The organism is Kluyvera ascorbata ATCC 33433, from assembly GCF_000735365.1.
In the GTDB taxonomy this organism is placed as follows: domain Bacteria; phylum Pseudomonadota; class Gammaproteobacteria; order Enterobacterales; family Enterobacteriaceae; genus Kluyvera; species Kluyvera ascorbata.
Genome location: NZ_JMPL01000113.1, coordinates 1 through 14,272, shown reverse-complemented (window position 1 = coordinate 14,272; position 14,272 = coordinate 1). Strand labels below are relative to the sequence as shown.

Genomic DNA, 14,272 nt, shown 5'->3' with positions numbered 1-14,272 from the left:
AGCATTTGCTTAATAGTATCCAATTTTTTACCTGCTAGCCCATTTGTGGTGTTTTGTGAATAAAACTTATTTATTGTTTTTATTTGCTTTAATGCAGGTCGCACGTTATAGATTTTAATACGATCACTCAGATGATTGTAATGCAATGAATTGATTATTTTTTTACTAATCAATATCTTGTTTTAAATCCTATTGAATCAATTTCAAGGTGATGCTCATTATCAGGCGCTTCCCACTTTATTATCGCCACCGTGCGTAATTACCTTGCAGCGAGAGGAATATCAAGATGGCAGAACCAAACGCACTTTCTCCGACCGTGGATATTATTAGCCGTGAAAATGGGAAGGAGATCACAAGTTATTCGCAAAGTGCTGACAGGGTCGTTAATCTCTCGCAAAGCAGCGTAGTGAAAATTAATGCCTCTCCTGAGGCGGTTAATTTTTATGAGCGGCAGGGTGATGATCTTATTGTCCATATGAAGGACGGAACGACGGTACGTTATCAAAGCTTCTTTACGCTTGATGCTAACGGCTTACACAGCGAACTGATTTTTGAAGATGCGACGGGCGTACATCGCGCATCCTTCCCGTTTGCAACAGAAGCTGGCCCAATGGCTGCTGAGGCGGTGGTTCCAACCATTGCCGAAACTTCTATTGGTGCGCTGACCGGCAGTGCGGGAATTGCGGGGATCTCTACCCTGGGGGTGCTGGGCGCGATAGCAGGTGCAGCGGTGATTGGCGGAGTTGCTATCGCAGCCAGTAATAGTGGTGGCGGTGGTGGGGATGACGGCCGTAACAACAGCGGTGGCGGGCAGGATCCTGAGCCTGTTGTTACGCCTAAAATTTTTATTAATACTTTTGCCAACGACAACGCACTGAACTCGGCCGAAGTTCAATTGAACCAGCTGCTGTGGGGCTCAACACAAAACATCGATTCCGGTCAGATGGTGTCCATTAAGTTAAATGGCAAAACCTATTTTGCGACGGTAGGCGGCGATGGCCTATGGCGCGTGGAGATCCCGGCGGCAGATCTGCAGGCGCTGGCTAACGGCTCTCAGGTCGTGACCGTGAGTTACACTGAGAAAAGCGGTAAGGTCATTACCGCCAGCGAAACGATTACCGTTGATACCACCCAGCCCGCCGTTGCGATTGCGATCCTATCCACTGATAGCCATCTGAGCGCGGCCGAAGCCGAACAGCCGATGGAAGTGCGAGGGATCACCACCCTGTACGGCCCCGGTGTTACGCTTATTGTGACCTTGAATGGCAAAAACTATGTGGCGACCGTGGATGGGGCAGGTAACTGGAGCGCCTCGATCCCGTCGGCTGATCTGCAACTGCTGCAGGATGGTAATTACACCATCTCTGCCCGTGTCTCACTTGGAAGCCAGTCGGCCCAGGCTACTCAGAACCTGGACGTGATGATCCATGACCTACCCAAGCCGGTCCTCAATACGCCGTTTGGCGATGGCTACGTCAATAGCGCAGAACATGCTGCAGCTCAGACCCTGTCGGGGACGACCGGCGTAAAAGGCAGCTGGCAGACGGTCACGGTGACGATTGGCAATAAAACCTGGGAAACCACTGCCGATGCTAACGGTAAGTGGACGCTGAACCTCAGCGCAGCCGATATGGCGGCACTGGCTACCGGTACCTTGCCGATAACCGTGGTTGCCAAAGATGCGGCGGGAAATACTGGACAGGTACAGGGCAACGTTACCGTTGATCTCACCCCGCCTTCGTTGGCTGTGCTGCCACTGACCAGCGACAATATTCTTAACCTGCAGGAAGCGAAAGCAGGTCAAACGCTTAGCGGTATCGCATCGATTGAAGAGCAGGGACGTACGGTCTCCGTAACCCTGAACGGTAAAAACTACACGGCGCTGGTAGGCGTGGACGGTAAGTGGGCTATTTCCCTGTCGCCCGCCGATCTTGCCGCACTGCCGCAGGGGACTAACAACATTGTGGCGACCCTGACCGATGCGGCTGGAAATACCACCACAATAAATGGCAGTTTTAATGTTAAAACGCTGCTGCCTACGATTACTGTCACGCCGCTGACCGGTGATAATGCACTGAATGCCGCCGAAGTTAAAACTGACCAGACTCTTTCCGGTACCACGAAAAACGCGGCAGCGGGCAGTACGGTGCAGGTCACGATCGGCGATCATCGCTACACCACGCAGGTGGATGCCAACGGCAACTGGAGCGTGCAGATCAGCGCCGCTGATCTGCAGAAATTGCCGCAGGGGCCCACTAGCATTAGCGTGACAGTCACTGACACTGCAGGGCAAACGGGCACCGGCAGTTCAACGGTTAATGTCGATACCCTGCAGGGTGGAGTGGCAATCAGTATTATTTCCGGTGACGACTATATCAGCAAAAACGAGGCCACTGGCCAGGTCACAATCCGCGGTACCAGCGCGGGGCTGGACGCAAATACCACCGTAACGATAACCATTGGCACGAAGACATTCCCGGCGCAAACCGATGCTCAGGGCAACTGGTCGGTAACGCTGCCCGCCGGAACGCTGCTGACCCAACCGGATGGTGCGCTGACGGTTACGGCGACGGCGAATGGGCCTAATGGCACGGTAAGCGACAACCATACCCTCAATATCCTTATTAATAACCTGCCGAATGTCAGCCTCAATACGCCGTTTGGTGACGGTGTGCTGAACGCGCAGGAGATTACCCAGAACCAGACTCTCAGCGGTAAAACCGGCGTAAGTGGGGCGGGTCAGAAGGTAGTCATTACCATCGACGGCGTTAATTATCAGGGAACGGTAGATGCCAATGGTAACTGGAACGCCACCATTCCTTCAGGCGCGTTGTCGGGGTTGACCAACGCCAGCTCGCCGCTCCAGGTCACCGTTACGGTCACCGATATCGCCGGCAACACCGGCTCTCAGAATCTAAATGTTCCTGTTGATGTGGTGCCGCCGCAGGTCACTATCTCTGTGTTTGCCGGAAATAACTACCTTAACACTGTTGAATCTAACACCACTCAGACATTAAGCGGGACGGCAACCGATGTACAGGCTGGGGATAAAGTCACCTTGGTACTGAACGGCAAAACCTACACCACGACGATTGGACAAAACGGAGCCTGGTCTATTCCCGTCACTTCGGCGGATCTGAAAGCGCTGCCAGACGGCACCGTCAATATGACGGTCACGGTAACCGATAGCGCGGGCAACGCCACCGTGGTGACGAAACCAATCCAGGTGGCGATAGATCCGACCAAACAGCCGGTGCTGAGTGTGGATCCGGTCACCAGCAACAATATTCTTGATGCCTCTGAGCTGAACCAAGCGGTTATAGTAACCGGTAAGACGATTAACGTTCAGCCTGGGCAGACGGTTACCGTCTTCCTGGGGTCGCAGTCTTGGACAGGCACGGTGGATGCTAGCGGAAAATGGTCGGTGCAGATCCCGCAGGGCGATCTGGCTGCACTGACCAGCAATGGCTATACCCTGGTGGTGACGACCAGTGACCAGGCCGGTAACACCGTATTATCACAGCATAACTTCACCATTGATAAAGACCTGACTGCTATCAGCGTACTGCCAGTCACAGGTGATGATGCCATCAACGTGGCCGAAGCGGGTACAGGCTTCAGCATCTCCGGTATTTCAAGCAATCTGACGGTCAATACCGTCGTCACCGTCACCATGAACGGTAAAACCTATTCAGGGATAACCGGAAGTGACGGCACCTGGTCGGTGCCGATACCGACAGAGGATGCCAAGGCGTTGAGTGATGGTAAATCTACCGTCACCGTTAGCGCCGTTGATGCGGCCGGTAACCCGATTAGCGTAAGCCATGATTTTACGGTGGTTATCAACAAAGTACCGTCGGTGACGATTAATACGCCATTTGGCGACGGTATACTAAATGCAGCAGAGGCTGCAGGTTCACCAACGCTGGCCGGTAGCACAGGCGTGCTCGGTGCTGGACAGACGGTAGTCGTGAATATCGGCGGCATCAACTACAGCGCCACCGTTGATGCCAACGGCAACTGGTCTCTGGCCGCGCCCGCCGCGCTATTAAATTCTCCGGATACCGGAACAAGCCCGATTCCCTACACCGTAACCGCGAAGGATGTGGCCGGAAACACCAGCGTCATCAACGGCACCATCGACATTGATAAAACACCGCCAGCGTTAGGGCTTCAGGCGGTCAGCGGTGGCTACGTTAACGCGGTCGAAGTGGGACAGAGCGTGCCGATTACCGGTACCGGTGGGCCTTACGATCCTGACCATCCACATACGATAGTTGTGGTAGTTAACAACCAGACCTATACCACCACGCTGTTAAGCAACGGGACCTGGAGCATCTCCCTGCCGGCGGGCGCGCTGGTAGGCCTGCCTGACGGACCGATTAACTATACGGTCACCATCAGTGATTCTGCCGGTAACCCGACCGTGTTGAAGGGCAGTTTTATTCTTGATGCCAACCCGGCGACTCTGCCAACCATTTCCATCAATGCTATTTCCGGCGATGACTTCATCAATGTGAATGAATCTTCGCAGCCGCTGGTGATTAGCGGTAAAACCACTAACGCTGAGGTGGGTAGTAGCGTTACCGTTGTATTTAACGGCGTATCTTATACAGGCGTTCTGGTTCAGCCTGACGGCACCTGGTCGCTGACATTGCCTTCCTCGTCGATGACCGGGTTGACCAGCGGTACCCAGGTGATTACCGCTACCGTTAACGATGTAGCCGGTAATACGGCCTCCAGTAACCATAATCTGACCTTTGTGGCTGATGCCAGCAAACTGCCTTCCATCACCGTCAATGTGATCGCCGGTGATGACGTGATTAATGCCATCGAGCATCTTCAGGCGCTGACTATTGACGGTTCATCCCAGAACCTTACCGCCGGTCGTATTGTTACCGTTACGCTGAACGGTAAGACCTATACCGGGTTGGTGGACAGCACCGGCAAGTGGAGCGTCAACGTGCCGGCAGCCGATGTTCAGGCGCTGTCCAGCGGTTCTGGCTCGCAGCCGTATACGGTGACGGCAAATGCAACGGATATCGCCAATAACGCGGCGACGCAAGTTAATCATACGGTAACGGTGGATCTGATCGGGCCGGCGCTTACGCTGGACCCGGGCAGTTTTGTTGCTGATGGCAAGGTGAATATCAGCGAAACAGCGGCCATTCAAGTGTTGTCGGGTACATCAGCAGAAGGGCAGATCGTTACGCTGAACGTTGGCGGTAAAATTATTGATACCGTGGCGGGACCGGGTGGTAGTTGGTCGATGACCATTCCGCTGAACGTTCTGCAGAATCTCACCCAGGGTAAAGGCGAGTGGACGCTGAGCGCGACGGATGCAGACGGCAATACCACACAGGTGAAAATCCCTGTCGATATCAATAGCACCACGCCACCGACCCTGACCATGAGTACGCCTTTCGGCGATGCACTAGTCAATATTAACGATGCCCAGGCCGGTACAACGGTTACGGGGACCAGTAGCGGTCTTGCCGCTAATACCGTGGTGACGCTCTATGTTGATGGCGTGGCGGTACGAAGCGGAACTGTGGGCAGCGACGGTAAATGGAGCATTATTGTCGGCTCTAACGATATTCCGTCAAACAGCGACGGTACGCATGTTTATACGGTCAGCGCGTCGGATGGATGGGGCAACCAGGCCGGTGCGGCGGCCAACGTCGATTATCTGTTGACTAGGCCGACGCTGCCATCCCTCAACGGTCTGTTTGGTGGTGATGGCATTATTAACCTCGCAGAAGCAACGCTCGGGCAAACCCTGAGTGGTTCAACCTCGGTAACCGGTCCGGGTCAGACCGTTAAGATTACCATTGACGGCATTAACCCGATTACGGTGCCGGTCAACAATGACGGCAGCTGGACGTTAACGCTGCCACCGGCGGCATTGCTGGCATTGAGTGACGGTTCGCACTTAATGACCGTCACAATTGTCGACAGAGCCGGGAACTCCGCCACCGGCAGTACCAGCTTTAACGTGCAGACTGATACGCTGCCGACGCCGACCCTGGCAGCTCCGTTTATCGATGGTATTCTGAATGTGGCGGAGTCCGGTGCAACAACCGGCACAATAGGCGGTTCTACCGGGCTGGCGAAAGCCAGCATCCAGAGCGTCACTATCCGCATTAACGGCGCAGATTACGGCCCAGCAACCATCAATGCTGACGGTAGCTGGAGCCTGTCGCTGACGTCCGCCCAGATGAAGGCCTTCCCGGATGGCAAGGTTAGCGTTGATATCACCGTAACCGATAATGCCGCCAACGTCTCGACGGGTAGCGGAAGCTTCATCGCCGCAACCCATTCGGCGCCGTCGCTTAGCCCGGTCGTCGCTTTTACCGACGGCGTGCTGAATTTTGTAGAGTCAAACGGTAATCAGACTATCTCCGGCACCACTAATCTTTCCGGCTCCGGGCAAAAAGTCTCGTTGGTGTTAAACGGGGTAACCTACAACGGAACGGTACTTGCAGACGGCAGCTGGACTATCAATCTGCCAAAAGCGGTGCTGCAAAATCTTCCAAACGGTAGCGCCCAGACGCTGGCGATCACCGCCACCGACGCGGTGGGCAATACTGATACGCAGTCGGTGAACTTTACCGTCCATACCAGCCTGCCGACACCGTCTATTGTTAATCTGTTTGGCAGTGATAACCTACTGAGCCTTAGCGAAGCTAGCGGGCCGCTGACGCTGACGGGGACAACAGGGGTTACCGGCAGCACGCAGTATGTGAAGCTGACTATCGACGTCAACGGGGTCAGCTACCCAGCCACGGTGCTGTCGAACGGAAACTGGGTCCTGTCGCTGCCGGCCAATGCGTTGCAATTCCTCAGCAACGGCAAGCACACCATTACGGTGACCGCCGAGGATCAGTTCGGCAACGTGAACGAATCGGTGCGCGAATTCTCTGCTGCACTGAGTAACCCGGTGATAACACTCTCTTCGGCATTTGGCGACGGCAACGTCAGTCTTAGCGATGTGACAAGCCCGATGACGCTGACTGGTAATCTGACAACAGCGATACCGGGGACCTCGACCGTATCGGTGACCATCGGCGGTAAGACGTTCACTGGCGTAGTTAACTCTGGGGGAACCGGCTGGTCGCTGACCATGAATCAGGCCGACTGGAGCGGCGTGACCAACGGTCTGCAGAGTATCGACGTCAAAGTGACTGACGTGGCGGGCAACGTGACCACCATAACCCAGCCGGTCAATATTGCTCTGATACAGCCGACAATCAGCGTCACCTCCGCGTTTGCGGGAGGAACCCTGGACTACGGTGAGTCGCTGCTTGTGCAGACGCTCACTGGCACCTCGACGAACCTGGAAGCCGGGCAGACGATTACGATTACTATCGGCGGTAAGACCTTCCAGACAATGGTGCAAAGCGACCATAGCTGGAGCCTACAGGTCACGCCAGAGCAGATGCTTGGCATGACCAGCGGGACCATTACGCTGACGGCGAACGATAAAGCCGGTAACCCGACGACCGTGACCGGCACCACCGATCTGGGCCTGATTATCGATATTACACCGCCACCTGCCTGGGTTAGCATCGATACCGTAGGTCTTAATAACTCGCTGAATGCGGCAGCGCTGGCTTCAGGCAGCACCACCATCAGTGGGAAAAGCGGCAATGTCGTCGGTGTGATTACGCTGGTGATTGGCGGGCACGTCTACAGCAATATCCCTATTGGCAACGACGGTAGCTGGCAAGTCATCGTGCCCAAAACCGATCTCAGTGAAGGGCCAAACAGCATTACCGCCAACGGGACGGGTGCCGCTAATGCGGTGGTAAACGTCACGGTGGATACCGTGGCACCGAGCCTGGCGATCAACCCGTTTGCCGATTTGAACAGCACCGGTAAAGGACTTGACCAGACCTTAGCCGGAACATCCGATGCAAACGGCCGTGAAGTGCGTATCGAGTTACTGAATTCAGTGGGTACGGTGGTGAAAGTCTACTACTCCACCGTCGCTGGCGGTATCTGGTCTGCCTCCATTCCTAAAGGCGATCTGGCTGGTCTGAACGACGGCGACTATACCTTCCGGGCCTCGGTGAGTGACAGTGCAGGCAACCCGCAGCAGACAACGGAAGGCTTTACCCTGGATGCGACGCCGCCGCTGTTGGATGTCAATTTCAACCTGCTACCTGCAGTGCTGAATATCCTCGATATCAAGGATGGACTGGTGATTTCCGGCGACGGGCAGCAGGGTGAAAGTCTGATCATCAGAATTGGGCCACTCTCACTCCCGGCAATCGTGGGTTCCGATGGCAAATGGTCTGTGACCTTCCCGAAAGCCAATTTACTGACCTTAACCGACGGTGCGCAGGTGGTGAGCGTTACCGCAACGGATGCAGCCGGTAACACCAGCACGGATTCTGTGACCCTCAACGTCGCCTTGAACCAAGGCTTGGGCGTGGCTATTGACAGCGTCTTTGGCAACGACGGCGTGCTCAATGTCGCCGAGTCCCAGGTCAGCCAGATCCTCACCGGTCATGTGAGCGGAGACTATCGCGGGGCAACCGTTAAGCTGACCATCGCCGGAACTAATATCAATATTCCGCTGGATAGCGTCGCCGTGGGCAACGATGGCAAGTTCTCTATTAACCTGCCGCCGTCACTCTGGCAGGGGCTGCTAAATCAGACTCTGGGCTTACAGCTGGAAGTCACCGATGCGAACGGCAACGTTGTACCGAGCAACAGTAGCGATCCGTTGGCGAACGTGCGCCTGTCGCTGGGTGACCTGCCGAAAGCGGTAGAGGCCGTTACCCTGGCTGTAGGTAACGTTATCGATGTCGATAACGTTATTAACAATGTTGAAAGCGCCACCGCACATACCATTAGCGGGATTGTCAGCAACGCAAGCAAAGTGGGCAGCGTAGTACTGGTTATCGCTGGTCAGACTATTACCGGTACAGTTGATGCTGTTACGGGGCTGTGGTCGGCCACGCTGGGGTCCTCTCTGCTTCAGGGGCTGCAGGACGGAACCATTACCGGGAAAGTGAATATCACCGACCTCGACGGCAACCTGGTTAGCACCAATATCAGCTTTGGTGTGGCAAAAACCCTTCCGACCATTACGCTAGGATCGCTGTTTGGCGACGGCACGCTTTCGCTGAGCGAACTGGTTTCCGGTGTACTGAGCGGGACCACCACAGGACTGACGGCTGGACGGCAAGTGACAATTACCATTGGCAGCACGGCGCCCTTCACCGCAACGGTGGACAGTACCGGTAAATGGTCCGTGAGCCTGCCGTCTACCGTTGCCGATGCGCTGAAAGCGCTGGGGACCGCCGGGCCGCTGACCGTCACCATGGCGGCAACGGATCAGTACGGTAATAATGCGACCAGCGTCAGTGGTTCGCTGAAGCTGGATCTGTTGGCGCCGGTCCTGAACTCGCTGACGCTGTTTGGCACTAACACCCTAAGCGCAATCGGCGCGCAGACCGATAAGCTTATTACCGGTAGCGTGGCTAATGCAGCCGACGGCTCGCTGATACAGGTGACCGTTGGTGGTAAGGTCTTTACCGGCACGGTGAGCGGCGGTTCATTCAGCATTACCGCCAAAAGTACCGATCTGCTTGGCCTGACGGATGGCAATCTGACTGCCAGCGTGAAAGTCACCACACCAACCGGCAACACAGTAACCGATGCAACGCATAACGCTATCGTTAACCTGACCAAACTGCCGGTGGTCAATATCACCTCCCTGTTTGGCAATGACGGCTATCTGAATCTGGATGAGGCCAATCTTGGACAGACCATAAGCGGCACGGTCACTAACCTGAGCAACGGCACTATCAGGGTGGCGATCGGCGGTGTGATGCATGACGTTGCCGTTATCAATGGCGTCTGGTCGCTGGGCCTGACCACTGCTGAACTGAAAGGACTCGGTGACGGTAGCCTGACGCTGACGGCATCGGTTACCGACAGCGCGGGTAACCAGGCGACAGGTTCCCAGGTGATTACCTCTATCGTGACCAATGTACCGAAAATCACGCTTAACCCGTTGTTTGGCGGCAACGGCCTGGATCTGAACGATCTGCTGAGCCAGCAGTTTATCAGCGGTAGCGTTACCAACCTGGTGGCGGGATCGCTAGTGAAAATCGCGCTGGGCGGCTTTAACTACACCGCGACGGTGAATGCAGACGGTACCTGGAAAGCGGCGCTGCCGACGGTTGATTTGCAGAAACTTGCCGACGGCCTGCTGAATGTTAGCGTTTCGGTACAGGATGTGGCCGGTAACACTGCAACGGTGGCCGTAACGCCGTCGGTAGCGATTAACACCCTGCCGACGCTGGTGGTGAACAGCATCTTCGGCGACGGCGGGCTGAGTATTGCCGACCTGCTGAAAGCGCAGGTTATCTCCGGGACCACCAACGACAGTGGGATTGGATCAAAGGTAACGGTGACACTGGGCACACACACCTATACCGCAACGGTTGGGGCAGATAAAACATGGTCTGTCAGCGTTCCGACCAGCGACCTGAGTCAGTTAGCGGACGGTAACCTGACGGTCGGTGTCTCGTTGACTAACCCGGCGGGCAATGTCGCGTCGGGTAGCGGTGCGTTGACCGTGATTTCGCATAACCCACCGTCTATCTCCCTGACCTCGCTGTTTGGCAACGACGGCTGGTTGAACATCAGTGAAGCTAATACGGCTCAGACCATCACCGGGAGCATCACCGGCCTGGCCGACGGAGCAAAAGTGGTTGTCACCGTTGGCAACACGATTCTCGACCCGAGCAAGATCACGGTGAACGCCACCACCGGGGCATGGTCGGCGACCGTTGATTCCTCCATCCTGAAAGGGATCGCCGATGGCACCCTGAAAGTGACGGTGGGCGTCACCGATAAGGTCGGTAACACCAACACCACCGTTGTGGATGTCAGCAGTAAACAGACGGCCCCGACGGTATCGATTAACCCGCTGAGTTCACTTCTGGGTCTGCTGGTACTGAGCATCAGCGGTAAATCGACCAACGTGGGTGCAGGCGGTTCAATCCGGGTTTCACTGGCGAACAGTACGGTCTCTGCGGTGGTGACGCCGGATGCGAGCGGTAACTGGACGGCGTCTCTGGGCTTGGTGCTGAACCTTGGCGTTATCCTTAGCCTCACCAGTATTCTGAATATTGATGCGGTTGATGCGGCGGGGAACCACACCTATCTTAACGTCGGCCTTAACGGCAACATTATTTCCACCACGCCACCGGCCGCGCTGATGGCAACTGAAGCTGAGACCCTGTCGGTGCTGGCTGCTAGCGAGTCCTCTGACGATCACAGCACGTTGGTGACCACTACCACCACGGCGGCGAAAGTCAGTGTCCTATCGACAGAAAGCACGACTGAAGCACAGAGTTCAGAAAATCAACAAGCTACGGAAGAAAATGCCGCTACGGGTGCCTACACTATTGGAGGCGTCACTATCGATCTGGCCGACGGAACCCATCAGACCGGGGACTCAGTAACGGGCAGCGCCGGTAACGACACTATCCATCTTTCGTCTCTGGGGTTAACCCATATCGATGGCGGTGCCGGAACCGATACGCTGATCCTCGATGGGCAGCATCTCCAGCTCGACCTGACGGCGCTGGGCGACAAAATACAGAATATCGAAATTGTCGATTTAGGCTCATCTGGCACTAACAGCATCACCCTTGACCTGCAACAGGCCTTAAGAATTACCGATAAACCTGAAGACGACCTGCTGATTAAAGGCGTGTCCGGCGACCAGGTGAATCTGGTGCAGGGTCAGGGAGATATCTGGAGCGTTAGCGGGCAGCGTGATATCGGCGGGATCCAGTTCGATGTTTATCACAACAGCTCTCAAAGCAATACGCTAGGCGATGTTCTCATCCAGCACGGGCTGCATGTCAATATGGTGTAAACCGGTTGTCGCCTCAGGGACGAGGCGGGTTCGGATGTAAAAATATCACCGGGGTAACCTAAGGTGGAATGAATGACGAAAACGATCCTGCATTGCACAGTGCTGGCGGCGCTGTTGATGGCATCGACGGGAAGTGCAAGAAGTGCGGAAAATACAAGATGGCAAGCGGCACCGGGAGACGCTTACCAGGCACAACTAACGATTAAAGAGGCGATCCTTCGCGCCTTTGCACGTAACCCCAATATTTCGATGGCCGCGGCGCAAATCAGCGTCGGCAAGGCCAATCTTAGTGAGGCTGAAAGCGCCTGGTTCCCGCAGGTTTCTTTGCAGGGGAATACCGGACGTTCTCATCGAACCGACTCTTCCGGTTCGTTGAACAGTAACGCCTCGGCCGGTATTAACCTGCGCCAGCTGCTGTGGGATTTTGGCAAAACCAGCGGCAGTATTGATGAGCAACATAACCTGTCGGATGCCTATCGCTATCAGCTCTATGATTCACTGAATCAAGTCGGCATGCAGACGCTGCAAACCTATCTCCAGGTTAAGCGTTTTCAGGCGCTGGAGGAGTCGGCGAAAAAAAATACCGATTCGCTGAACAAGGTGCTGGATATGGCTAATCTTCGCGCCGAAGCTGGGTTAAGCTCGCAGTCTGACGTATTGCAGGCGCAAACGCGTATCGCCGGAATGAACGCCACGCTTGCGCAATACACGGCGCAGCGGATCTCCGCTCAGGCGGCGCTCAGCGTGCTGACCGGCGTGACTGCGGACACGCTGCCTGACCTGCCGGTCGATCTTCTTAAGCAAAAAATCACCCTCAAAACGCTTCCTTATGAGCAAAGCTATGCGGTACGCAGCGCACGAGCTAAACAGCTCGCGGCTAACGATCGTATTCGCCAGGCTCAGGCGCAGCACTGGCCAACGCTGTCGGTGCAGGCCGGTCGAACGCGCTACCAGAGCAGTAGCAACAACAGTAACTACTGGGACGATCAGGTCCAACTGGTGGTGGATGCGCCGCTGTATCAGGGGGGGGCGGTCAGCGCCAGAGTCGACGCAGCGGAAGGCGACCGCGCCAATGCCCTTGCGCAGGTGGAGGCCAGCAAACTGGATATCAACCAGAAAGCGGCAACGGCATGGGCGGATTTGAGCGGATCGCAGCAGCGTCAGCAGGCCGGTGAAATGCAGTACGCCAGCGCCGAGCGGGCGCGGGAGGTGTATCAAGATGAATACCGACTCAGCAAACGCAGTCTCAATGATTTGCTCAGTATCGAGCAGGATGTTTTTCAGGCTGATACCTCATCCATCACCGCGCGCTATGACGGCTGGGATGCGGCTGTACGCTATGCCGCTGCGGCGGATAACTTACTCGACATGTTAGGTATTGAGCGCAGCCGTACCGTGGGCGACACGCTGCCTTCTCTTTAAACGCACAGGGTACAGGAGATGTAGATGCAACAGCCCGAAACCGAAAGTTGGATCAATGTTATGGTCCGGGCGGCAGGGCGTTTCGGCCTGCCGGCTGACGCGCCGGCGGTACGTCAGCAGATGCGCTGGTTTGAATCCCTGCCTCTTAACGTCCGTCTGGAGCGGCTGAGTGGATTAATGGGGCTACAGATACGGACCACCGAACTGAAAAATATGCGTTGGAATGCGCAAACCCTGCCAGTGATAGTCCAACTGGAATCCGGCGAGCTGATGCTGCTGGAGGCGATCGACGCCGACGGCCTGGTCAGCTACTGGCTCAGCGATGGCGGCGATCTGGTGCGTGAAGAACCACTGGAAGCCCTGCTGACCCGCGTTAAACCCGAGGTTGTGCTGCTGGGCATCGCCGCACGCGGGCGCGATTCGCGTATCGACGAGTTTACCCGTCCCTGGGAAGCACACTGGTTCTGGCGTCATTTCCGCCACAGCGGACGCAAGCTGAGCGAGATTGCGTTGGCCTCGATTGTTGGCAACGTGCTGGCTCTGGGGGGGATCCTTTTCTCAATGCAGGTGTATGACCGGGTTATTCCGGCTCAGTCGATCCCGACCCTGTGGGTGCTGTTCTTCGGCGTGTTAATGGCGGCGGCGTTTGAGTACTTTATTCGTCTTGCGCGAACCCATGTCTCCGACATTATGGGTAAGCATATCGACCTTAAGGTCTCCTCGCTGTTCTTTGCGCGGGCGATGGCCATCAAAAACGACGCACGGCCCAAATCCACCGGTTCATTCATCTCCCAGCTCCGTGAAATTGACCAGGTGCGTGAGCTCTTGACGTCAACCACTGTTGGTGCGGCGATGGATATGCCCTTTGTTTCCTGTTCCTTGGCATTATGGCGCTGGTGGGCGGTCCGCTGGTGGCGGTTCCGTTGATCGCCATTCCGCTGATTG

2 protein-coding genes and 1 pseudogene are annotated in these 14,272 nt (G+C 55.7%); all 3 read left to right on the top strand.

The features are described 5' to 3' along the window. The first annotated feature begins 286 nt into the window (after window positions 1-286). On the top strand, window positions 287-11,905 hold the full coding sequence (locus GKAS_RS19340; protein ID WP_035896569.1) for an Ig-like domain-containing protein: 11,619 nt from the start codon (window positions 287-289) through the stop codon (window positions 11,903-11,905). 72 nt (window positions 11,906-11,977) lie between these two features. Beyond that, the gene (locus GKAS_RS19335) at window positions 11,978-13,327 is read left to right on the top strand and encodes a TolC family outer membrane protein (protein WP_035896568.1); all 1,350 of its coding nucleotides are present in this window, start codon (window positions 11,978-11,980) and stop codon (window positions 13,325-13,327) included. 24 nt (window positions 13,328-13,351) lie between these two features. After that, window positions 13,352-14,272 (top strand): annotated as a pseudogene (locus GKAS_RS19330) (type I secretion system permease/ATPase); the annotation flags it as partial.

What these genes read in the sequence shown, in the direction of transcription:
- GKAS_RS19340 (WP_035896569.1), top strand. Translation starts at nt 287, where the DNA reads ATGGCAGAACCAAACGCACTTTCTCCGACCGTGGATATTATTAGCCGT.
- GKAS_RS19335 (WP_035896568.1), top strand. Translation starts at nt 11,978, where the DNA reads ATGACGAAAACGATCCTGCATTGCACAGTGCTGGCGGCGCTGTTGATG.